This window comes from Luteibacter sp. KNZ12-1A (genome assembly GCF_056755675.1).
Genome location: NZ_JBPGXU010000025.1, coordinates 1 through 21,146 on the forward strand (window position 1 = coordinate 1; position 21,146 = coordinate 21,146).

Sequence of the window (21,146 nt, forward strand, 5' to 3'; positions counted from 1 at the left end):
GGCGCGGCGCGGGCCCCGCCCCCCCCCGAGCCCGCCGCGGCGGCGGCATCCTCGCCACGACCCGCGGCCACGCCGGCCATCGCATCGTCGGCCGCAGCCTCGGCAGCGGATTCGGCCCCCTCGACATCGGCCTCCGACGGAGGCGACACCGAACTGGACGCGAGCGCCTGGCCGGACACCGCGCCGACCCCGGAACAGGTCTTCTCGGCCCAGCCGGATGCCATGCGCAAGGCCATCGGCAAGCTCGCACCCCGCACGCGCGGCAAGCCCAACGTCTACGCCATCGCCTTTGGCGGCGATGGCTCCGAGGACGTCTTCCGCAATGAAGCGGAATACGTCGACACGCTGATGTCGAACCGTTTCGGCAGCCCCGGACATACCCTGGTCCTCGAAAACAATCCGGCAAGCCTCGCCACGCGCCCCCTGGCGAGTTGGACGAACCTGGAGGCCGCGCTCGACGGGCTGGCGAAGGTGATGGACCCGCGCGAGGACGTCTTGTTGCTCTACGTGGCCACGCACGGCGGCAACGATCATTCGCTGCTGGTCGACATGGACCCGATTCCCCTCGACCAGCTCGATCCCGAGGGCCTGGCCGAGATTCTCGGCAAGCATGCCTTCCGCTGGAAGGTCGTGGTGGTGAATGCCTGCTATTCCGGTGGCTTCGTTCCCAAGCTGCGCGGCGCAGGCACGTTGGTGCTGACTTCGGCGCGGAGCGATCGCACCTCGTTCGGGTGTGGCGCGGATTCCGACATCACCTATTTCGGCCGTGCCTGGCTGGCCGACGGACTGAATGCCACGCCCGATTTCATCGAGGCCTTCGGCAAGGCCAGGACGGAAATCGCCGCGTGGGAAGCGAAGGAATCACTGGAAGCTTCGGAACCGCAGATCGACGTGGGCGCGGGCATCGAGGACAAGCTGGCGGCATGGCGCAAGATGGCGAAGATCGGGCCGGCGGTGCCGTTCAAGGCGGCAAAGTAGGCGGTCTGTCGCCGCTGAAGCGGCTCCCACGGTGTCGGAGCGGGCGAAGTGGAAGCCGCTTCAACCGCGATGCCCCTGGATGGGAGCCGACCCTGTCGGCGACGCCTCTCATGAACCCGGATGGATGCCTCTCATGAACCGGTATGTGGGAGCCGCTTCAGCGGCGACGCCCTTCAGGCCGAGGTATCCAACGAGAACCGGTCGGCATCCATCCATGCCGGGAAACGCTCGCGGTGCGCCATCAGCGGCGCCGGGTCCAGGATCATCGTGATCACCTGCTCCTGCGCGCCCAACTCCACCAGTGGCTCGCCCACCGGATCGATCACCGCGCTATCGCCCGCATATGGCAGGTCGTTGCCGTCGACACCGACGCGATTCACGCCGATCACGTAGCACAGGTTTTCGATCGCCCGCGCGCGAAGCAAGGTGCGCCAGGGCTGCCGGCGCGGCGCCGGCCAGTTGGCCACGAACAACGCCAGGTCGTAATCCATCCCGCCGGCCGACGATTCACGGCGGCCGTTGCGCAGCCACACCGGAAACCGCAGGTCGTAGCAGACCTGCGGCAGGATTCGCCAGCCTTTCAGCTCCACGATCAGGCGTTCGTTGCCACCGCCATAGCGTGTGTGCTCCCCGGCCATGCGGAAAAGATGGCGCTTGTCGTAATAAGCGAGCGAACCGTCCGGCGAGGCCCAGATCAGCCTGTTGTAGACGGTATCGCCGTCGCGGATCACCAGGCTGCCGGTAATCGTGGCGTTCACCTCGCCGGCAAGCGCGCGCATCCAGGCGACGCTGGGACCATCCATCGACTCGGCATTGCCCAACGTGTCGTTGGTGAAACCCGACAGGAAGGTTTCCGGCAGCACGATGAGGTCGCTGGGGGCGGCACCGCGCACGAGCGCACCGTAATAATCGCGATTGCCTGGGGCGTCGTGCCAGCGTGTCGCGCCCTGGACGAGGGAGACGGTCAGAGTTTGCACAGGAGCTCCGCGGCGGCTTCCATGGTGGCATCGTTCTTGGCGAAGCACAGGCGGACCAGCCGCGTGTCCGGTGCGTTTTCGTAGAACGGGCTGAGCGGGATGACGGCCACGCCACCCTCCCGGACCAGCCATTCGCTGAAGTTGATGTCGTCGACGTCACGGATGGCGCTGTAATCGACGAGCTGGAAGTAGCCGCCGGGGACGTCGAGCAGCGTCAGGCGCGACGGCTTCAGCAGGTCGCGGAAACGGTCGCGCTTGGCCTGGTAGAAAGCCGGCAGTTCGAGGTAATGCCCGGGTGTGGATTCGAGGAATTCCGCGAACGCCCATTGCGCCGGATTGAAGGTGCAGAACGTGAGGTACTGGTGCACCTTGCGGAATTCGGCCGTGAGCGCCTTCGGCGCGATGGCGTAGCCGACCTTCCAGCCGGTGCAGTGGTAGGTCTTGCCGAACGAGGAGACGACGATGCTGCGTGCGGCCAGTTCCTCGTGGCGCAGCACGCTCTGGTGTTCCCGCCCGTCGAAGACGATGTGTTCGTATACCTCGTCCGAAAGAACGACGATCGACGTGTCGCGGACGATATCGGCCAGTTCGTCGAGATCGGCGCGGGAGAGCACGGCGCCCGAAGGGTTATGCGGCGAGTTGATGAGGATCATCCGCGTCTTCGGGGTGACCGCGTCGCGCACGCGCTGCCAGTCGATCGCGAAGGCGGGCAAGGTCAACGGCAGGTGTATGGCGGTGGCGCCCTGCAATTCGATCGCCGGCTCGTAGCTGTCGTAGCAGGGGTCGAAGACGATCACCTCGTCTCCCGCGCGGACCACGGCCGCGATAGCCGAGAACAGCGCCTCGGTGGCTCCCGAGGTCACCGTGACCTCGGTGTCCGGGCTCACCCGGTGGCCGTAGAGGCGTTCGGTCTTGAGCGCGATCTGCTCGCGCAGCTTCGCGATGCCCACGCCCGGCGCGTACTGGTTCTTGCCTTCGGCCATGGCCCGCGTGATGGCTTCGCGCAAGGATTCCGGCGGTTCGAAATCGGGAAAACCCTGGCCCAGGTTGACCGCTTTGTGTTCGATGGCCAGCTGGCTCATGACACTGAAGATCGTGGTTCCCACCTTGGGAAGCTTGGTTTCGAGCTGCATCGAACGCCCTTACTCGTTTGGACGGCCAAACGCCGTCGGATGTGCCGATCCTACCATGCGCGCCATGCGGATCGCTCCGGCCTGCTCCGGGTTCGCGACGGCTTTCTCGCAATCCTTGTGGAATTCGGCCTGGGCCCGCGGCAGGCGTTCGGCCAGGAAATCCACGAAACTGCGAATGGCAGGCAACAGTCCACGACGACTCGGATACACGAAATGCAGCGTGCCCTGTGCGGTCGTGTACTCCGGCAACACCCATTCGAGATCGCCGTTGGCGAGCAACGGCCCGCAAAAATCCTCGGGAAGCAACGCCACGCCGCAACATTGCACGGCGGCGGCGATCAGCACCGAAAAATCGCCGCTCACCAGGCGCGGCTTCACCTCCACCGCCGCCTTCTTCCCGTTCGCGTCGACCAGTTCCCAGACCTGGGCTCCCTCGTGTTCGTACATGGACAACGCCGGAAGCAAGGCCAGTTCGTCCAGTGTCTTCGGTCGTCCGTTGGAATCGAGGAACTTGGGGCTCGCCACCAACAGGCTTCGCGCATAACCGATGCTGCGCAACACCAAGGTCGCGTCGGTATCCAGCTTCTCGCGGACACGAATGGCGACGTCGTAACCCTCGCCAATGACGTCCACGCGCCGGTTGGTGGCGGTCAGGCGCACCTGCACCTTCGGGAGTTCGAGCAGGAAGGCCGGCAACATGGGGCCGACCACGTTCTGCGCGAGCGAGATGGGGCAGCTGACCCTGACCACGCCACGCGGCTCCGTGCGCAACTCGTCCACGGCATCCTGTGCCGCGCGCGCCTCTTCGAGCACGGCCCGGCAGTGCTGGTAGAACCGTTCGCCGATCTCGGTGACCACGAAGCGCCGCGTGGTGCGCTGGAGCAAGCGCACGCCGAGACGGTCTTCCAGTTGGGCGATCCGCTTGCTGAGGCGGGATTTAGGGATGCCCAGGGCGCGCCCGGCCGCCGAAAAGCCGCCGTGTTCCACCACCGAGGCGAAAAAGTACAGATCGTTGAGGTCCTGCAGCGCGCCTTCCATCGGAGGCTCCCGTCGTTTCGCCTAAGAAACAATGAGTCTACTCCAAGCCGGCTTATCCGTGGATTGTCTGCGGCGTATCGTTCTTCGCATGCCGCTCAGGCGGCCAATCACTGAGGATTCGTCCATGAAACTCCTGCATATCGATGCCAGCGCACTGGGTGCCCATTCCGTGTCGCGCGGCCTGACGGCCGCCGTCGTGGCCGAATTCGTCCGCAACCATCCCGGTATCGAGGTCACCTACCGTGACCTGCATGCCGCCCCCCTCGCCCCCTGGGCGCTGCCGGCAGGCGAGAACGACCCGAATGCCGCCGAAGCGGAAAAGGTGATGGAGGAATTCCTGGCCGCCGACGTCGTGGTCGTCGGTGCGCCGATGTACAACTTCGGCATCAGCAGCACACTCAAGGCCTGGATCGACCGGATCGCCGTCGCCGGCAAGACCTTCCGCTACACCTCGGCAGGCCCTGAAGGGCTGGCGGGCGGGAAGCGGGTGATCGTCGCCTCGTCGCGTGGCGGCATCTATACAGCGGGCACCCCGGCGGCGGCCATGGACTTCCAGGAGCCGTACCTGCGTGCGGTCTTCGGCTTCCTCGGCATCACCGACATCGAGTTCGTTCGCGCCGAGGGCATGGCGATGGGCGACGACCACAAGAACCAGGCCATCGGCGGCGCCGTCGCCGGCATCGGCAGCCTCCTGCGCAAGGCGGCCTGATAAAAAAGGTTCTTCACGGAAATCCGGAAAGCGCGGCTGGCGAAGCCGTTACGTCTGTCCTCCCTCACGCGGGCGCGGCATGTGGCGCCCGGCAGCTCCCCCGCCACGCACACAACGAATGCGAGGGCGAAGCCGAGCCCGCACCAGGCGAACCCCGGAAATACGCGAAGAACCAAAAAAGAAGAGCCGCGCAAGCGCGGCCCTTCTTTTCCTCAGGACGACGGGGAATTCTGTTTTCCCGGTTTGTCCTTGGGCATGTTCTGGTGTTCCCGCGGATGCCCTTCGCCAGGAATCTTGGGCGTGCCGTGCGAGGGCTTCGGATTGTCTTCCCGATAGCCGGGCGTCTGTTGCTTGCCGTCGTTGGTCATCTGGATTCCTCTTTCCACTCAAGGCCGTTGCTGGCAGGCGGCATGGCCGCATTCACAGGCGCCACCCACGTTCTGGCTCTCGGCGGCCATGCGGCAGCTTTCGCTGCAATAGTCCCTCGATACCGGCACCTGGCAGTTGCAGCCCACGTGATCACAGGGTTTGCTGGCTTCGTTCATGCGTCGACTCCTCAACGTTGCCTCGACGAGCCTGCGCGGACCAGCGTCTATTTTTCGTAACCGGACGGCGAAACGGCAGCCCCATCCACGGCGGCCCAGCCATGCGCCTCCACCAGCAGGCCGCTCAGGCTGCGGACGTCCTGGAGATTGTGTTCCGCCACGCGGATCAGGTTGGCCGACGAACCTCCACGCAGGTAGGTGAGCCAGGCGCGCGGCGCCTCCGACCCGGGCAGATCGTCCTCACGCACGATGTGCAACAACTTGCGCTCGGCCGTCTGCATCTTGCAGTTCTCCCAGGCCTGCCGGTAGCGGCGGCGCATGGGATGCAGCAGGTCGACGTGCATGCGGCCAAGCAACGGGTTCGGCATTCGTGCAAGCCGGTAACGCGTGGCCAGCAACGGCGCGTCGTACGACTTGCCGTTGTAGCTGACCAGGACCGTCTCCGGTTCGATCCACCGTGCGAATTCCCGCAGCATGGCGGCCTCGGCCGCCATCGCCGTGATGTACAACTGGCGGACGCGCAACGCGCCGTCATGCCAATCCGCGGCACCGATCATGAAGGCGCGCGTGCCGGTGCCGCCGGCCAGGCCCGTGGTTTCGGTGTCGAAGTGGAGGAACTGCTCGCGGCGGGCCGTGGCCAGCTTCGCGAACGAGAGGTCGAGTTCCGCTGGAGGCTCCGCCCAGGCGAAACGCTGTTCGAGGTAGCGCAGGCCTGGCGAGAGTTCATCGCCGGGTACATCACGTGTGTGCGCACGCAGGGGCACGCGCGGCTGGGCGAGGCGCTCGCGGACGCCGGCCATGCGGCGGAGCGTGGCGAGGTCGGGGGTGCTGGTGGGTGTGTCGCGAGCACCCTTCGCCGACCGTGTCGGCGATTCCTGCGGAGCGGCGATTCCAGCTTGCCGGCGCAGGATGGCCAGCTTCGACGCCAGGTCGCTCATGCACCGGCACCCAACAGCCGCAGCACGCGCGCCGCCAACGCCCGCGGCGTTTCCTCGCGCCCCTCGTCGGCGGCGAGCACGGGTCCCACGCATGCCGGGCAACCCGCCTTGCAGTCACAACCTTCGACCGTCGCCAAGGCGTGCCGCAGCAATTCCGATGCGCGGCGGAACAGGGGTTCGCTGAGCCCGACGCCGCCGGGGAAGTTGTCGTACAGATAAACCGTCGGCAGGAAGCGCTCCAGCGTGTCCGGCGATGCGAGACCACCGTCCGGCGCGCGAACCTGTCCACGCCCGGTGGCATCCACCTGGGCGGACCAGACGCCGTCACCGGAGCCGACCGCCTTCTGCAAGTCGCGCGGCTCGGCCATCACCGCGACGACGGCCGCGGTGTGCACGGCATATGCCGCGCCGAGGAAGCCATCGATGGCGTGCTGCCGCGAACGAAACGCTTCGTCGAGCACCGTCTGCGGCAACTGCCACCACACGGCGGTGGAATGGAGTTCCTGGTCCGGCAGGTTGACCGGCCCGTAGCCGATGTTCTCGTGCGTGTAATAGCGGATCTTCTTGTACCCGGACACCCGGCGCACGACATGGACTTCACCGTGTCGCGCGCTTCCGTCGCCCGACTTGCAACCGTCGAAACATTCCAGCTCCTTGAGCTTGGTGTAGTCGATGGCGTCGGTGTAATAGTCGACGCTGGTGCGCGTGCAATAGGCCTTGCGCCCTTCCCAGTCGAGCTTTTCCACCTGGTAAGGCACCGACTGGATCATGTGGATCGCACCCTCGTAAAGCGTCAGCGCCGCAGCCGAGTAGTCCACTTCCGCGATGATCGCCTGCCTGCCTTCCGTGCGGTCCACCACCACGAAGTTGCCGTCGGCGACCGAGCGCAGGCTCACCGCGTTGGCCGGATAGCTGTCGGCGATCCATTCCCAGCGATCGCCCTCGTTGTGCAGCACCTCGGATTCCGCCAGCACCTGCAGGTACGGCTCGGCGTCGTCCGGGCCGAAGGCGTCGCCGGTGACGAAGGGGAGTTCGAATGCCGCGCAGCGGATGTGGTCGAGCAGGATCAACGGCTGGTCGGGCTGGATCCTCGCATGCTCCGGGCTGGCCTCGGTAAGGAAGGCGGGGTGTCGCATCAGGTACTGGTCGAGCGGTGCACTGGTGGCGACCAGCACGCCGAGCGACGGTTGCTGCCGGCGCCCCGCCCGGCCGAAACGCTGCCACGTGGCCGCGATCGATCCGGGATAACCGTTCAACACCACGGCATCGAGGCTGCCGATGTCGACACCCAACTCCAGCGCCGAGGTGGAAACGATGCCGTCCACGTTGCCCGCTCGCATCTCGCGCTCGACCTCGCGCCGCTCGGTCGGCAGGTAACCGCCACGATAAGCGCGTATCCGCGCCGGCTTGCGCGTGTCGTGGTCGAACACGTCCTTCAGGTACTTGGTGAGCACCTCGACCATCAGCCGCGACTGGGCGAACACCAGGGTCTTCATCTTCGCCTTGATGGTGACGCGCGCGATGAGGTTGGTTTGCGAACGGGCCGAGGCGCGCAGGCCGAGGTCGGGATTGACCACCTGGGGATTCCACATCAGCACGTGCTTGTCGCCAGTGGGTGCGCCGCTGCGGGCGATGGTGGCCACGTCATCCTCGATCAGCGCCCGGGCATGCTCCGTGGCGTTGCCGATCGTGGCCGAGCACAGCACGAATTGCGGGCGCACCCCATAGAAGGCGCAGATGCGCTTGAGCCGGCGCAGCACGTTGGCCAGGTGCGAACCGAACACGCCGCGATAGGTGTGTATCTCGTCGATCACCACGTAGCGCAGGTTCTCGAAGAACTGCGCCCACTTGGTGTGGTGTGGAAGGATGGCCTGATGCAGCATGTCCGGGTTGCTGACGACGACATCGCCATGCAGGCGGATGGCCTGGCGCGCATCGCCCGGTGTATCGCCGTCGAAGGTGAACGCCTTCACGCCGAGGCCGCCGGCGCGGTTGATGTCGAGCAATTCGGCCACCTGGTCTTGCGCCAGCGCCTTGGTGGGAAACAGATAGAGCGCCTTGGCACCTGTTTCCAGCACCGAGGCCAGCACCGGCATCGTGTAGCAAAGCGTCTTGCCCGAGGCCGTCGGCGTGGCGACCAGCACGTGCCTGCCCGCGCGCGCGGCGTCCCAGGCTTCCTGCTGGTGGCTGTAGAGGCGATCGATGCCGCGGGCGCTCAAAGCCTGTGCCAGGCCGGCCGGGAGATCTTCCGGCAAGGGCACGAAACTGCCTTCCCGGCCGAAGACCGTGAAGGCGGAACAGACCCGGTCGCCGTATTTTTCGGTCAAGCGGTGTGCGAGCGTGCGGCCGTCGTGGCGGGTGGCGAGGACCGAGTCGGCCTCGTCGGTGCGCAGGGCTTGCAGATAGGCGGCCATGAGAACTACCGGGCACAAGGGGGGGGTGCCCGTTATCCCGTGTCACGGTCTCATAGGCTGAGACGCGTGAGGAGCCGCCGCGGTCACGTCATCGCGAGTAGGCCCGTCGCGCACCCTCCAGCCAGTCGGCGTGCTTGATCCCACGCTCCATGGCGGCATCCACCGCGAGACGTTCTTCCACGAATTCGTCCAGCAGCGTGATCATCACGAAGTCGCTCGGACCCGCATGCGCGACCGGCTCGACGATATAGGCCGCCTTCCAGCGGCCCACCGCCGCCTTCAACGTGCGGACTTCCACGGAATACCGGCCAACGATACGTCGATGCACGAGTACGACTCCCTTGGTCGGATGGAGAAAAACTCAGGCTTTCGGTGGCGCCCGCATGTCCAGCCCTTCCCCACTGGCGGGAATGGTGAAGGTCTTCGTCTCGCCCTGGCCCACGCTGGCATCGGCTTCGACCCGCTCCGCCGCACAAGCGCCGTGCGGGAGCATGCCGAGTTTGCGCGTGCCCGAGGGAACGTGGAGGACGAGTTGCTCGCCGATTTCCATGTCGGCCACCACTTTGTCGTCGACATAGATGGCCGTGGAGCAACCGGCACCCCACAGGCCCTGCTCGCGGACGATGTTCAGGGTGGCGTCGCCGCCGCTGGGATCCTGGTAGCCGAACACCGTACTGGACGGAACGTCGTGGATGCCGACGTGGCGTTCGTTCTGCGTGGCGCAGCCGGCAAGCAGGACCAGGGCGGAAAGAGCGATGTGGCGCATCGGGGAACACTCCATGAATGATGAAGGCAGCATTCGTTTCACAATGTCTAGATTACGTGAAAATCACTCCGCCCCTGCGCCATCTGCCAAGACATCCGGTTCGGCGCTAGACTTTCGCGATGACCGTCCAGCACGCCAGTACGCCCACCGCCCTCGTCTTCGACCGCGCCCACATGGTGGCGGAGACCGTCGCCCTCGTCCTTGCCGACGCTGGCTACGCGGCGCGTGCGACCGTCACATACCGCGACGCCAAGCGCGCCTTTCAGGAACTACCGGAACTGGCCCTCATGGTGATCCATGCCGACACCCCCGGGGAGCGCAGGGCCTCCGGTCTGCTGCAGGCGCTGATCCGCGAACGGCCGAATACCGCGATCGTGGTCGTATCCAGCCGGTTGCCGCAGGACCTGGAGCCATTCCCGCTATCCGCGGTGTTCCTCGAGAAGCCCTTCGACCGCGCCCAGCTACTCGACGCCGTGGAACGCGCGAGGGAATCCCGCCCGCGCGCCTGAGCCGTCAGAGGCAGGAAATGGCTTCGTCGCGGAAGCGGCTGTCGTAGTCGCCCTTGCCCTTCTGGATTTCGTACATCACCACCTGGGCGCCAGCACCGTTGGCGGTGACGTCGAGACGCTCGTGCTTGCCGTCGTCATTGGCGGTCACGCGGCCCTTGTCTTCCTTCGCGTCGCCCTTGGCACCCTTGGCGAGGGCCTGCCACTTCGGCTCCACGCATTGCACATAAGCCGTGACGCTCTTGCCCGTCTTGCTGCTGAGCTTGGGCAGGGTATCGGTCATGCCACTGGTGGCGCAGCCGGCGAGGACGGTGCAGGCGGCGATCGCAAGAACGTGTTTCATGCTGGATTCCACGGTAAGGGTCCGGGAATTCTAGCGCGACGGGGCGGCCGCGATCAGGTACCCGCGCGTGCGACGACGTTCGCCTCGGCTTTCGCCAGCTGGCCGTTGGTGCACTTGAGGTAGTTCGACGAGGCCAGCCAGCGCTTGTCCGGATAGTACGAGAACACCATCTGGCCACCCTTCAGGGCATCGATCAGCTTGTGCGCGATGGCCGTGCGTACGGCCGGGCAACCCCAGCTACGGCCGATGCGGCCGGCTACCTTCGCCATCGCCTCGTTCACGTAGGCGGCACCGTGGATCACGATGGCGCGCGCCATCGCCTGGTCGTTCACGCCCGGCTCCAGCCCACTCATGCGAAGCGAATAACCATTCTTGCCGGTATACGTATCCGACGTGCGGAACAGCCCCAGGCTGGAGGCGAGGCTGTCCGGCGCGTTGGAGAATTTCGTGGCGTTCGCGTCGCCGCTGTTCTTGCCGTGCGCCACCAGTTCCTGGAACAACAGCTTGCGGTTGACCGTGTCGAACACCCACAGGCGCGGCTGCGACGATGGCTTCGAGTAGTCGATCACCGCGAGGCGGTCGGCAGGCTGGCCGCCCTGTGTCTGCGCGCACTCCGCGGCCTGGACGGCGAGCCCGATGACCTTCGGGTCGGCGGCGGGAGCCAGGCGCGACAGGGCCTCGCCGAGCGAATCGGCGGCATGGGCCTGGGCGGGGAGGAAGAACAGGGCGCCAAGCAGCGGCGCGGACGCGAGGAGCGTTCGGAACGATCGAATCATGCGGCCAGCCAGAGGGGTTACGACGGGGCATCCTAACGTGCTGATCATTTATTGACCACAACACCGTCACTTCTTTGCCATTCAGATAGGTGAAAGCGTAGGGTGATCAAGGGTTCGACCAAAGGAAGCATCGAAGTGACCATGGACGCCAGGACATTACGCCGCCGCATCCTGATGGCGCTGTGGAGCGCCCTCCCCGCCTGGGCCTGGGGCCAGGACCTCCCTTCGCCGCCCTCGTCCGCGGCTTCCCCGCCACCGATCGTGGCCGCGGAGCCGGCATCGGCCGCCAGCGTACCCCCGCCCCAGCCGCCGCCCGCCGACGACCCGCTCGCGCAGGCCATTTACGCTCGTTTGCAGCAGATGACGCCGCTGGATGGCGGTCCCCTGCCTCGCCAGGACGCGGCGCTCGGAAAGGCGGTGGCGGACTTCTACGCGCAACGCCACTACACCGCCGCCTGGGCGGACGAGACGAACGTGCGGCAACTGCTGGCGGGGCTGGCTTCGACGGAAGGCGACGGCCTGCTGCCCGAGGATTACCGATTCTCCCAGCTGAAAGCCACGGTGGAGGCGGCGGACTGGATGAACGCATCGCCCCAGCGGCGGGCCGAGTTCGAGGTGGAGGCGACGGGTGCCTACATCACGGCGCTGGTCCAACTGGCCCGTGGAAAGGTGGACCCGGTGCGGTTGGACCCGACCTGGAACTTCGACCCCGCCGCGATCGACCCGCAGGAAGGCATGACCCTGCTGCAGACCTCGATCGACGAACGCAGCATCGACCAGGCCTTCGCCACGGCCCGGCCGCAAAACCCGCTTTACGCGAAGCTGCGCGACGCGCTCGCCCAGCTTCGCGCCACGGCCGCGGAGGGCGGCTGGCCCCACGTACCGGAGGGCCCGGTCCTGAAACCCGGGATGACGGATGCCCGCGTCGTCGCGTTGCGGGCACGCATGGTCGCGGGTGGTTACCTCGACCCGACGCTCGCCGAAGGCGACCGCTTCGACAATCCGCTGAAGGACGCGGTCAGGCGCTTCCAGGCCGACCAGTACCTGGACGCCGATGGCAATGTGGGCGGTGAAACGATCGCCGCGCTGAACGTGTCCGTCCAGGACCGCATCGGCCAGGTCCGGGCCAACCTCGAACGGGCGCGCTGGTTGCTGCATTCCCTGCAAGGCACCTTCGTCGTTGTCGACGTGGCGGGCTACAAGGTGACCTACTACCGCGACGGCAATCCGGTGTGGAAATCGCGCGTCCAGGTCGGCAAGCCCTACCGCAGTACACCGATCTTCCGCTCGCAAATCACCTACGTCACCTTCAACCCGACCTGGACGATCCCGCCCACGATCCTCAAGAACGATGTCTTGCCGAAGATCCGCAAGAATCCCGCCTACCTCGCCAACAATCGCATCCGGGTGCTCGACAGCGGCGGGAATACGTTATCCCCGTCGAAGGTGAACTGGGCCAACCCGCGGGGAATCACGTTGCGCCAGGACGCCGGGCCCGGGAATTCGCTCGGGCAGGTGGTCATCCGCTTCCCCAATTCGTTCGCCGTCTACCTGCACGACACACCGCACCAGGAACTGTTCGAGAAGGCCAAGCGCGATACGAGTTCGGGCTGCATTCGCGTCGAGCACCCGCTCGAACTGGTCGAGCTGTTGTTCAACGACGCGCAGAAATGGAATCGCCAGGCGATCGACGAGCGCATCGCGACGAAGAAGACGCAGAACGTGACGTTACCCACGGCGGTACCGGTCCTGCTCGCTTACTGGACCGTCGACATCGCGGACGACGGGAAGCTCGCGTACAAGCCGGACGTGTACCAGCGCGATGGTTCGCTGCTGGCCGCCCTGGACAAGCCGCAGCCCCTTCGTACTCCCTGAGCCGCGGCCACCGGTCGGCCCGGCCAACGCCGGCAGCGTGGATGCCGGCCTCGGGCTATCGCTCGCGCAATGCCTGTTCGCCCATATCGCGGACCAAGGTGATCTTCCCGTTCGGTTCCAATCGGCCGATGACCACCGAGCTTTCGTCCTCCATGCCCGCCGCATGCAAGGCACGATTGAACGCGGCCTCGGGAAGATTCTGCCGCCGCATCTCCGCGGGATCGCGGCGGCCATTGCGCACGAGTTCGGCGGGCAAGCCCTCCACGAGGCGATTGAAGCGAGGCATGCGCGTACACAACCAGGCAAGCCCCTTGTTGGCCAGCAGGATGCTGGCCACGCCGATGAAGGCACCGAGGTAGCTGTGGTCTTCGCCGACTATCGCCGTGCGCAGGGTTCCGCCGACGAGCACGAGCACCAGCACGTCGAAGGCGGACATCTCGCCGAAGCTTCGCTTGCCCGACAACCGCATCAGGATCAACAAGCCCACATAGGTCAGGACGCCACGGGCGGCGAAGTGCCACCACGGTTCCGAGAGTTCGAACCATTCGTTCATCGCAACGCTCCTCGACTCTTCGCCCATGCTTCACGGGCAACGAAACACCCTGCGCACGTTGTGGCCGTTCGGCCGCATGGACGAAGTGAAATCGGGAGACGTGGGCATGGCAAGCGACAGCAACGACCAGAGTTTCTTCACCCGCATGGCGATGGCCGTGGCGAAGGCGTCGGGGAAGCCGGCCACGTTCGCCGCGGCGGTGGCCATCGTGGTGATCTGGGCCGCCACCGGCCCGGTCTTCGGCTTCAACGACACCTGGCAGCTGGTGATCAACACCGGCACCACGATCGTCACCTTCCTCATGGTGTTCCTGATCCAGAACACCCAGAACCGTGACACGGCCGCGATGCAGATCAAGCTCGACGAGTTGATCAATGCCTTGAACGGAGCCAACCCCGCCTTGCTCGACCTGGAGGAACTGGACGAAGCCACCCTCGACAAGATCCGTGCCCACTACACACGTCGCGCGGCCGAGGCGCGCAGGGCCCAGGGGCATGACGGCGATCCGGAGCACGAAGCCCCCTGATCGCCCATGCACGCCTGCCGGGGCCGTTTGCCGCAGTGCGGGGATGGGGCGCCGCCGTATACTGCAAGTCATGAACGCGCCCCTCGAAGTCAGCGAAACGACCCTCCACGACCAGGTCCGGGACGAGGGTTTCGCCTTCGTGCATGGTCCGCACATGCGCTCCCTGGTCGAACAACTGGCGCCGCTGAGCGATTGGGAGGCTTTCGTCGCCAGCTGGAACGCGCTCGAGCCGGACACCTACCTGGCCGCCACGGGGCGTTTTCGACGCCGCCGCCACGCAACCTTCGCCGCCTCCCGCTTCGGCCATGTGGAGCCGAAGCCGCACCAGCCACATTTCCAGACCCTCGCCTACAACAGTCTCCAGGGCGATATCGCGCGCTGGTTCGAGCCTGTCCTTCCCGAGATCGCCACCGGCGCCACGATGAGCGCGATCCTCGACTTCTGCCGCGACTTCTTCAGTGGACTGTCTCCCGGGATAGGTCAATGGCATGTCGAGGTGCACCAGTTCCGGATCGAGGCGACGGCCGGCATGGCGGGCGAGCCCACCCCGGAAGGCAGCCATCGCGATGGCGTCGACTATGTGCTGGTGCTACTGGTGGACCGGGAGAACATCGCCAGCGGGACCACCACCATCCATGCCCCCGATGGACGCGCGCTGGGCGAATTCACCCTGGCCCAACCGTTCGACGCCGCGCTGATCCACGATCCGAGGGTGTTCCACGGGGTGACGCCGGTCATGCCTCTGGACCCGACGAAGGCGTCGCATCGCGATGTGCTGGTCGTGACCTTCCGCGCCGCCTGACCGGCCACCCACACCGGGGACGTCGCCACCGGCGCCGCGGTGGGCCCCCTCCTGATATCCACAGGCGCTGTGGAAAGCACTTGCATAACCATGTGGATAAGTCCGACGTTGCCTTGCTCGACGGCTACTTGCGTTGTGTTGGTCACACAATCGTCACGATGATTTGGCCGGCAATCTCAAGCCGGGAACGGACGACCGTGCCACAATAGGCATTCCTCCAGCGCCAAGCAGCACGATGAACTCGTCCGGCAAATACGACTTCAAGCAGTTCCAGGAGGAACTTGCCGCTCTCGACCGCCAGGCCTCGGCAAGCAAGCCCCCTGCGGCCGATCCCGTGCCTTCCAAGGCGGCGGCTCCCGAACCGGCCGCCCCGAAGCGCCGCGGGCGCCCGCCCAAGGTCGATCCCCTGGCCGGTGCCCGTGCGGAGTTCGAAGCCCTGCGCCTGCGCCACGGCCTCACGGTCGCCGACGTGGTGTCCTGGTTCCCCCAGGAGGAAGGCGTCGCCTACCTGCAAGCCCTGATCGCCGCCAGCGAACCGAAGCCACGGCGGCGGCGCAAGGCGCTCGATGCGGATGCCGGCCCGGGTGACACCGACGCCGCTGGCTGATCGAAGGCGCGAAGCCCTCGATGATGCTATCTAATGCGCATGCCCCGGACCGCGCCGCCGACCATCGCCGACGCCCTCGCTTCCTTCGCGATCAGGGAGTGCCGCGCGGCCATGCGCGCCCTGGCGGATACGAAACGGCGCCATCGCGGCGTCCATGAGGCGCGAAAGGCCATCCGCCGCCTGAAGAGCCTGCTCACCCTCGCGGCGGAGCCGTTCGCCGCGTCACTACCGTCGATCGAGGCGACCCTCGGCCACCTCGCCACCGGATTGTCGCCACTGCGGGACGCCTACGTGGCGCTCAACATGGCTCGCACGATCGCAGGTCCCGCACCCTCTCCCGAGTGGCGACATGCCATCGAGGCCCTGGAACATCGGAGCGAAGGGCGCCTCGCCGCCGCCCTGACCAAGGACCCGCGCTTCCTCAAGCGGCGCCGTGAACTGCGTGATCTCGCGGGCGTGATCGAAGCCCTGCCGTGGAAAGAAGTGGATCGCAACACCGTCGAACGAGCGATCGCCCGTTCGGAGCGGCGCGTCGCCAAGGCGCACAAGCGCGCATCCCGCGACCCGTCACCGGCCAACCTGCATCGCTGGCGCCGGCGTGCGCGACGCCTGCGCATGCAACTGGACACCTGGCGCAAGGCGTTGAAGACGACCGGCAAGTCGTCGCACCACCATGCGCACCAGAGCAAGACCGCGGCCCATGCCATGTCGAAGCTCTCCGATGCCCTCGGCGCGAAGCAGGATCTCCGTGCGCTGCGCACGACGCTGCGTTCGTTGCGCGAGCCGCAAGCCATCGCTCCTTTACTGGAGCAGATCCGCCGGGAACTGGCGAACCACCGAAAGATCGGCTGAGCGACCCACCGATCCATGGAAGTCCAGACGTCCATACCCCGGCGCACGGCACCGCTTGCCGGGTGCGTTACGCTCGCCCTCCCATTCCCCGGAGCTTCCCATGATTCGCAATCGTTCGAAGATCATCGCGATGGCCTGCTGCCTCGCCATCCTGCCCGTGCATGCCGCGGAAAAGGACCAGGGCTGGACCTCGCTGTTCGACGGCAAGACGCTTGCCGGATGGCATTCGTTCGGACAGAAAGGCGTCGGCAAGGATTGGAGCGTCGTCGACGGCACCATCCAGCTCCAACGCGACCTGAAGGCACCCGCACGCGATTTCGCCGACCTCGTCACCGACAAGGAATACGAGAACTTCGACCTCAAGCTCGAATGGACGATGACGCCGTGCGCCGACGCCGGCATCATGTTCAACGTGCAGGAGTCGCCGAAATATCACGAGACCTGGGAAACCGGCCCTGAGATGCAGATTGCGGACCTGGTCTGCACCAAGCCGGACAGCTACACGCTGTACGAACGATCGGGCGACCTGTTCGATCTCATCTCTTCCGACATCGAGAACGTCAAGGAGCACGGCAACTGGAACGCGGTGGAGATCATCGTCGACCACGGCCACGTCCAGTTCTTCCAGAACGGGCACAAGACCGTCGACACGACGCTATGGACCCCCGAGTGGAACGCCCTCGTCGCGAAGACGAAGTTTTCCCGGATGCCCGATTTCGCCCGCTTCCACAAGGGCCGCATTTCCCTGCAAGGCGGCGAAGACAAGGGCATCGAGCCGATCCGGATCGCCTACCGGAACATCCGGATCAAGGCATTGGACTGATCCCTTGTCGGAACTTGACCTTCGTTGTCATTCGAGGACATCGGACAGGTCATGAACCCCGGAGGCACCTGACGCACCGCATCAGGTGCCTCCGCCCTCCAGCGCCCGAATTATCGCCGCATGTGGCCGGATATCCGCCGCACTGCGCCATCGGTTCGTTAAACGCGCTTCACGCCGGCCGTCACACTTCGCCGCATTGCAAATAGACAACGTTGTCATTCAGGACTAAACCGGACCCGCGTTTCGTCGTGGTTGTTCAGCGCAGGGGACGCAGTCAGGGGAATCAAAACTACTCTCGATCAGGAGGCGCTCCATGTTCATGAAGACATCCGGTGTGCGGTCTCGTGCGGTTATCGGTGGGTGTTCGGGCACGCTGGGCGTGGCCATCGCCATCGCCCTCTCCTCGGTGGTGCCTGTGCGACAGGCCCATGCGGCCGGCGCCTGCGCCGCCGCGTGGAGCGCGACGACGGTCTATACCGCCGGCAATACGGCCAGCGAGAACGGCACCAACTACATCGCCAACTGGTGGACGCAAGGCAACGACCCCGCCACCAACAACGGTGGCAGCGGATCGGGACAACCGTGGACCTCGCAGGGCTCGTGTACCGGCGGCGATACGCCACCGCCCGATAACCCGCCACCGGACAATCCGCCCCCGACCAGCGGCCAACTGCTCTTCAGTCCCTACAAGGACATCACCATCAACCTCGACTGGAACACCAACATCATGTCGACGATGGTGACCGGCACGCGCCTGCCGGTCGTGGGCAGCGGCAGCCTCGTCTCCACCCAGGTGCCGAACCTCGGCGCGATCACACTGGCCTTCGCCACCGGGGAATGCGGAAGCGAGAACTGGGGTGGCGTGCCCGCCGCGGCCTTCGCCAACGCCAACATCGCGCGCCTGAACAGCGCGGGCGTGAACTATGTCGTATCGACCGGTGGTCAGGCGGGCGTGTTCACGTGCGGAAGCGCGACGGGCATGGCGAAGTTCCTCTCCACGTACATGACCTCGCACATGGTCGGCGTCGACTTCGACATCGAAAGCGGACAAACCCCGGCACAGCTCAACGCCCTGGTCAGCAACGCCGTCTACGCCGAAAGCCTCTACCCGAACCTGCGCTTCTCCTTCACCCTCGCCACGCTGGCTGCCTCCGATGGCAGCTACGGCGGCGTGAATGCCACCGGCGACGCGGTGGTACGCGCCGTGAAAGCCTCGGGTCTCAAGAACTACACCATCAACCTCATGACCATGGATTACGGCTCCGCCGGTCCAGGCATATGCGTGGTGAAGAACGGCAGCTGCGACATGGGTCAATCGGCGATCCAGGCGGTGACCAACCTGCAACATACTTACGGCATCCCGCTGAGCAAGATCGAGATCACCCCGATGATCGGCGTGAACGACGTTTCGAGCGAGACCTTCACCGTCGCCGATATCGACACGGTCACCAACTATGCCGTCGCGAACAAGCTGGCCGGCCTGCACTTCTGGTCGCTCGACCGCGACAATCCTTGCTCGGGCGGGTTCGCCTCGCCCACCTGCAACTCCGTGCCCAGCACCAGCGTGTTGCAATACACGAGGCGTTTCCTGAGCAACCTCGGCAAGTGACGGCCGCACGGTCGCGAAGCCCATGGGCTTCGCGACCGTGCGAAAGCAGGACGCCATGCCGGTGGGAGCCGACCCTGTCGGCGATGGGTGGCCGCATCGACCGCCTTCAGGCTGCGACCGCCGCAAGATCGAAATCCGTCCGCCGCGTGATGGCCGGATCGGCGACGGGGATGGCGAAACGGGGCTCGGCATCCGCAAGGAAAGTCAGTTCCATGCGCGGTGAATCGAAGAAGGTCGCGCGCAGCAGGTAACTTCCTGGCAGCCAGGCGATCATCCTCGTGTCGCCCACCCCGCCCACCTCGATGCCGCTGACCGTCGGCAGGAGGAAGAGCAGCTCGATCACGCGGACCGCATCGGCCGCCACGAGCTGGCATCCCCGGACCCGCGTCACCTGGATCTGGTGGGGGCCGTCTTCCTGGTGAAGACGGAACGAAGCCGAGCCGGGACGCCACGCGAAACCCTGGGCGATCTGTCGTTCGCTCCAGGCGCTGAAGGGCGAATCCATCGCCGCCCAGCAGACGACGACCTGCCGCCGGGTCAGCCGTACGTCGATGAGCGTCCTGTCCATGTGTCCTCCTGACGAAAGCGATTCCGATGATACCCGTGAGATGATACCCGTGATTATTTGCGAGTGTCGGAAACCGGCCGGCGGGTAACACGATTGCCATACAACGATCCTAGGCTCGCCTGACGAACCTGGAGCCACCGTGTCGATCGAGACGCCGCAGAGCTGGGCGCGCCTCCTCGTGGACAAGGGCCCGTCGCTCGCCAACTACTTCCTTCGCCGCGTGGCCCATCGCTGGGACGCGCAGGACCTCGTGCAGGAGGTTTACCTGCGCCTGCTCCGGTCTGGCCAGGGCGACACGGGCGCGGTTCGCAACCCGGAAGCCTACCTGTTCACCGTAGCCGCCAACCTGGTGAAGGAGCATGCGCAGATGCGCCAGCGGGCCTCGGTCGGCAGCGAAGGACTAGAGGAAGTCATGGAGCGGCTGGCCACTCCCTGCGACGCGGGGGCGGACATCGATCGCCAGCTGCGCCGGCAGCGACTGGCCACCTTGATCGATCGCCTGTCGCCGAAATGCCGTGCCGTGCTGGTGCTGCACTATCGCGACGAGCTTTCGTATCGCGAGATCGGCGAACGCTTGTCGATCTCGCCGAACATGGTGAAGAAATACATCGTCAAGGGACTGGCCGCGTGCCGGCAAGGATTGCAGCGTTATGAATGACCGGCGCATCACCGAGGAAGCGGCTGGCTGGTACCTCGACATGCGCGAGAACCCCGGCGCGCAAGCCCGGGAGCAGTTCCTCGCATGGTTGCGCCGCTCGCCACAACACGTGGCCGAGTACCTGGCGATCGCCCAGTTGCACGGTGACATGCGCGCGGTCGCGGCGATGGATGGCGCGTCGCTGGACGAACTTCGGGCGCTGGCCGCGACCGAGCCGAGCGTGGTCCCGCTGAGGCGCGACCAGGAAACGGGACCACGGGAGGTTTCGGCAAGGCAACCGCGACCGCGACGGCCCCGCCGCTGGGTCGCCGCCGCGTCGGTCCTCTTGCTGGCAGCCATGGGGTGGTTTCTGGGGCGACCATCGACGGAACCGCCCGGCGTTCGTTACGCCGCCGCGGAAGATGGCATCCGGACCGTCACGCTGGCCGACGACACGCGGATCCAGCTCTCCCCGGGCAGCATCGTGGATGTCCGTTTCGACGACCGCTCGCGCCGCATCGAACTGGTGTCCGGCGACGCATCGTTCGACGTCGGCCGGGATGCCACCCGCCCCCTGGAGGTGGAGGCCGGCGGCCAACGCATCGAGGACGTCGGCACGGTGTTCAACGTCAGCCGCCGCTCCGACGATATCGAGGTATCGGTGATCAGCGGCCGCGTGGCGATCTCCCACGTGCCGGCACCCTGGCTGGACCGCGCCCGGCGTCGCCTCACCGGCCGCGGCTGGCCGCCCGAGCGCATCGCCGAGATCGGTGGCGGTGAAACCGCGCGGGTGTCGGCGGATGGACGACTGGTCGGCCGCGGCAAGGCCGACGTGATCACGGCGGCCATGTGGCTTCCCACCGAAATTCGCTTCCACGACAGCCGCGTCGCCGACGTGGCACGCCGTTTCAACGCGTACATCGCGACGCCGTTGTCCGTGGACGATCCCGTGCTCGCGGAGAAACACATCAGTGGCGTGTTCCATGCGCGCGACCCGGAAGCCTTCGTGAGCTACCTGGGCAGCCTGCCCAACGTTCGCGTGGTGCGCGAGCCGAACCGCATTCGCTTCACTTCGGCCCGTGGCAGCCATCGGCTGTAAGAAAAAATTCATCGAAAGAGCGGTACCCGATGGGGTGCGAGCGGACTCTTTGAAGGTGTATCCCATCGAAGG

At 65.9% G+C, this 21,146-nt stretch carries 25 protein-coding genes; 12 read left to right on the plus strand and 13 right to left on the minus strand.

The features are described 5' to 3' along the window. Positions 1-978 (plus strand): C13 family peptidase (locus tag ACR9ZJ_RS07670; RefSeq protein ID WP_481287409.1); only part of this gene is annotated, 978 nt, incomplete at its 5' end. A gap of 173 nt (positions 979-1,151) precedes the next feature. Here the strand turns inward: ACR9ZJ_RS07670 and ACR9ZJ_RS07675 are convergent. The 3 genes from ACR9ZJ_RS07675 to ACR9ZJ_RS07685 are packed head-to-tail and all read right to left on the minus strand — an operon-like array spanning position 1,152 to position 4,126. After that, a complete protein-coding gene (locus tag ACR9ZJ_RS07675; protein WP_481287410.1) occupies positions 1,152-1,955 on the minus strand; it encodes an amidohydrolase in 804 nt (267 codons plus the stop codon). Beyond that, on the minus strand, positions 1,943-3,088 hold the full coding sequence (locus ACR9ZJ_RS07680) for a pyridoxal phosphate-dependent aminotransferase (protein ID WP_481280255.1): 1,146 nt from the start codon (positions 3,086-3,088) through the stop codon (positions 1,943-1,945). The genes ACR9ZJ_RS07675 and ACR9ZJ_RS07680 overlap by 13 nt, the downstream gene beginning before the upstream one ends. A gap of 9 nt (positions 3,089-3,097) precedes the next feature. Then, the gene (locus ACR9ZJ_RS07685) at positions 3,098-4,126 is read right to left on the minus strand and encodes a LysR substrate-binding domain-containing protein (RefSeq protein ID WP_481287411.1); all 1,029 of its coding nucleotides are present in this window, start codon (positions 4,124-4,126) and stop codon (positions 3,098-3,100) included. Positions 4,127-4,250: 124 nt separating this feature from the next. On the opposite strand from ACR9ZJ_RS07685, the gene ACR9ZJ_RS07690 reads away from it, so the two are divergent. Then, entirely contained in the window at positions 4,251-4,835 is a 585-nt protein-coding gene (locus ACR9ZJ_RS07690; protein ID WP_481280253.1) for an FMN-dependent NADH-azoreductase, read from the plus strand. Between the two features lie 212 nt (positions 4,836-5,047). On the opposite strand, the gene ACR9ZJ_RS07695 is transcribed toward ACR9ZJ_RS07690, so the two are convergent. The 6 genes from ACR9ZJ_RS07695 to ACR9ZJ_RS07720 all read right to left on the minus strand — a co-directional run bounded on the left by ACR9ZJ_RS07695 (position 5,048) and on the right by ACR9ZJ_RS07720 (position 9,498). Beyond that, positions 5,048-5,203 (minus strand): hypothetical protein, encoded by a 156-nt coding sequence (locus tag ACR9ZJ_RS07695; protein WP_481287412.1) that lies wholly within the window; start codon positions 5,201-5,203, stop codon positions 5,048-5,050. An 18-nt stretch (positions 5,204-5,221) separates the two neighbouring features. Further along, positions 5,222-5,380 (minus strand): hypothetical protein, encoded by a 159-nt coding sequence (locus ACR9ZJ_RS07700; RefSeq protein ID WP_371021924.1) that lies wholly within the window; start codon positions 5,378-5,380, stop codon positions 5,222-5,224. A 47-nt stretch (positions 5,381-5,427) separates the two neighbouring features. After that, positions 5,428-6,318: a ribonuclease H-like domain-containing protein gene (locus tag ACR9ZJ_RS07705; RefSeq protein ID WP_481287413.1), complete on the minus strand. Its 891-nt coding sequence runs from the start codon at positions 6,316-6,318 to the stop codon at positions 5,428-5,430. Further along, positions 6,315-8,732 carry a DEAD/DEAH box helicase gene (locus tag ACR9ZJ_RS07710; RefSeq protein WP_481287414.1) on the minus strand — a complete coding sequence of 806 codons (2,418 nt, stop codon included), beginning with the start codon at positions 8,730-8,732 and terminating at the stop codon, positions 6,315-6,317. Before ACR9ZJ_RS07710 ends, ACR9ZJ_RS07705 begins: the two co-directional genes overlap by 4 nt. Before the next feature lie 88 nt (positions 8,733-8,820). Further along, positions 8,821-9,060, minus strand: coding sequence for a hypothetical protein (locus ACR9ZJ_RS07715; protein WP_481280249.1), 240 nt, complete (start codon positions 9,058-9,060; stop codon positions 8,821-8,823). Positions 9,061-9,093: 33 nt separating this feature from the next. Continuing rightward, positions 9,094-9,498: a hypothetical protein gene (locus ACR9ZJ_RS07720; protein WP_481280248.1), complete on the minus strand. Its 405-nt coding sequence runs from the start codon at positions 9,496-9,498 to the stop codon at positions 9,094-9,096. Positions 9,499-9,617: 119 nt separating this feature from the next. Here ACR9ZJ_RS07720 and ACR9ZJ_RS07725 point away from each other — a divergent pair, with 119 nt between their 5' ends. Beyond that, positions 9,618-10,007, plus strand: coding sequence for a hypothetical protein (locus ACR9ZJ_RS07725; protein ID WP_481280247.1), 390 nt, complete (start codon positions 9,618-9,620; stop codon positions 10,005-10,007). Between the two features lie 4 nt (positions 10,008-10,011). Here ACR9ZJ_RS07725 and ACR9ZJ_RS07730 read toward each other — a convergent pair whose 3' ends face one another. Then, complete coding sequence (locus tag ACR9ZJ_RS07730) at positions 10,012-10,347, minus strand: hypothetical protein (RefSeq protein WP_481287415.1); 336 nt, start codon at positions 10,345-10,347, stop codon at positions 10,012-10,014. A gap of 53 nt (positions 10,348-10,400) precedes the next feature. Next, positions 10,401-11,123 (minus strand): murein L,D-transpeptidase catalytic domain family protein, encoded by a 723-nt coding sequence (locus ACR9ZJ_RS07735; protein WP_481287416.1) that lies wholly within the window; start codon positions 11,121-11,123, stop codon positions 10,401-10,403. A 141-nt stretch (positions 11,124-11,264) separates the two neighbouring features. On the opposite strand from ACR9ZJ_RS07735, the gene ACR9ZJ_RS07740 reads away from it, so the two are divergent. Next, positions 11,265-12,998, plus strand: a complete 1,734-nt coding sequence (locus ACR9ZJ_RS07740; RefSeq protein WP_481287439.1) for a L,D-transpeptidase family protein — start codon at positions 11,265-11,267, stop codon at positions 12,996-12,998. Between the two features lie 55 nt (positions 12,999-13,053). On the opposite strand, the gene ACR9ZJ_RS07745 is transcribed toward ACR9ZJ_RS07740, so the two are convergent. Next, positions 13,054-13,551 carry a DUF421 domain-containing protein gene (locus ACR9ZJ_RS07745; protein WP_481280244.1) on the minus strand — a complete coding sequence of 166 codons (498 nt, stop codon included), beginning with the start codon at positions 13,549-13,551 and terminating at the stop codon, positions 13,054-13,056. 106 nt (positions 13,552-13,657) lie between these two features. Here ACR9ZJ_RS07745 and ACR9ZJ_RS07750 point away from each other — a divergent pair, with 106 nt between their 5' ends. From ACR9ZJ_RS07750 to ACR9ZJ_RS07775, 6 genes are all read left to right on the plus strand, one after another. Further along, positions 13,658-14,077, plus strand: coding sequence for a low affinity iron permease family protein (locus ACR9ZJ_RS07750; protein ID WP_481287440.1), 420 nt, complete (start codon positions 13,658-13,660; stop codon positions 14,075-14,077). Positions 14,078-14,147: 70 nt separating this feature from the next. Next, complete coding sequence (locus ACR9ZJ_RS07755; RefSeq protein ID WP_481287417.1) at positions 14,148-14,879, plus strand: 2OG-Fe dioxygenase family protein; 732 nt, start codon at positions 14,148-14,150, stop codon at positions 14,877-14,879. 235 nt (positions 14,880-15,114) lie between these two features. After that, positions 15,115-15,486, plus strand: coding sequence for a 2-hydroxyacyl-CoA dehydratase (locus tag ACR9ZJ_RS07760; RefSeq protein ID WP_481287418.1), 372 nt, complete (start codon positions 15,115-15,117; stop codon positions 15,484-15,486). Positions 15,487-15,519: 33 nt separating this feature from the next. Beyond that, a complete protein-coding gene (locus ACR9ZJ_RS07765) occupies positions 15,520-16,338 on the plus strand; it encodes a CHAD domain-containing protein (protein WP_481287419.1) in 819 nt (272 codons plus the stop codon). A 100-nt stretch (positions 16,339-16,438) separates the two neighbouring features. Then, positions 16,439-17,161 (plus strand): 3-keto-disaccharide hydrolase, encoded by a 723-nt coding sequence (locus ACR9ZJ_RS07770; protein WP_481287420.1) that lies wholly within the window; start codon positions 16,439-16,441, stop codon positions 17,159-17,161. Between the two features lie 313 nt (positions 17,162-17,474). After that, entirely contained in the window at positions 17,475-18,770 is a 1,296-nt protein-coding gene (locus ACR9ZJ_RS07775; RefSeq protein ID WP_481287421.1) for a carbohydrate-binding protein, read from the plus strand. 106 nt (positions 18,771-18,876) lie between these two features. On the opposite strand, the gene comJ is transcribed toward ACR9ZJ_RS07775, so the two are convergent. Further along, positions 18,877-19,338, minus strand: a complete 462-nt coding sequence (comJ, locus tag ACR9ZJ_RS07780) for a competence protein ComJ (RefSeq protein ID WP_481287422.1) — start codon at positions 19,336-19,338, stop codon at positions 18,877-18,879. Between the two features lie 139 nt (positions 19,339-19,477). On the opposite strand from comJ, the gene ACR9ZJ_RS07785 reads away from it, so the two are divergent. Both ACR9ZJ_RS07785 and ACR9ZJ_RS07790 read left to right on the plus strand, forming a co-directional pair. Then, a complete protein-coding gene (locus tag ACR9ZJ_RS07785) occupies positions 19,478-19,996 on the plus strand; it encodes an RNA polymerase sigma factor (protein WP_481287423.1) in 519 nt (172 codons plus the stop codon). Then, entirely contained in the window at positions 19,989-21,074 is a 1,086-nt protein-coding gene (locus tag ACR9ZJ_RS07790) for a FecR family protein (RefSeq protein ID WP_481287424.1), read from the plus strand. Before ACR9ZJ_RS07785 ends, ACR9ZJ_RS07790 begins: the two co-directional genes overlap by 8 nt. The last annotated feature ends 72 nt before the right edge of the window (positions 21,075-21,146 follow it).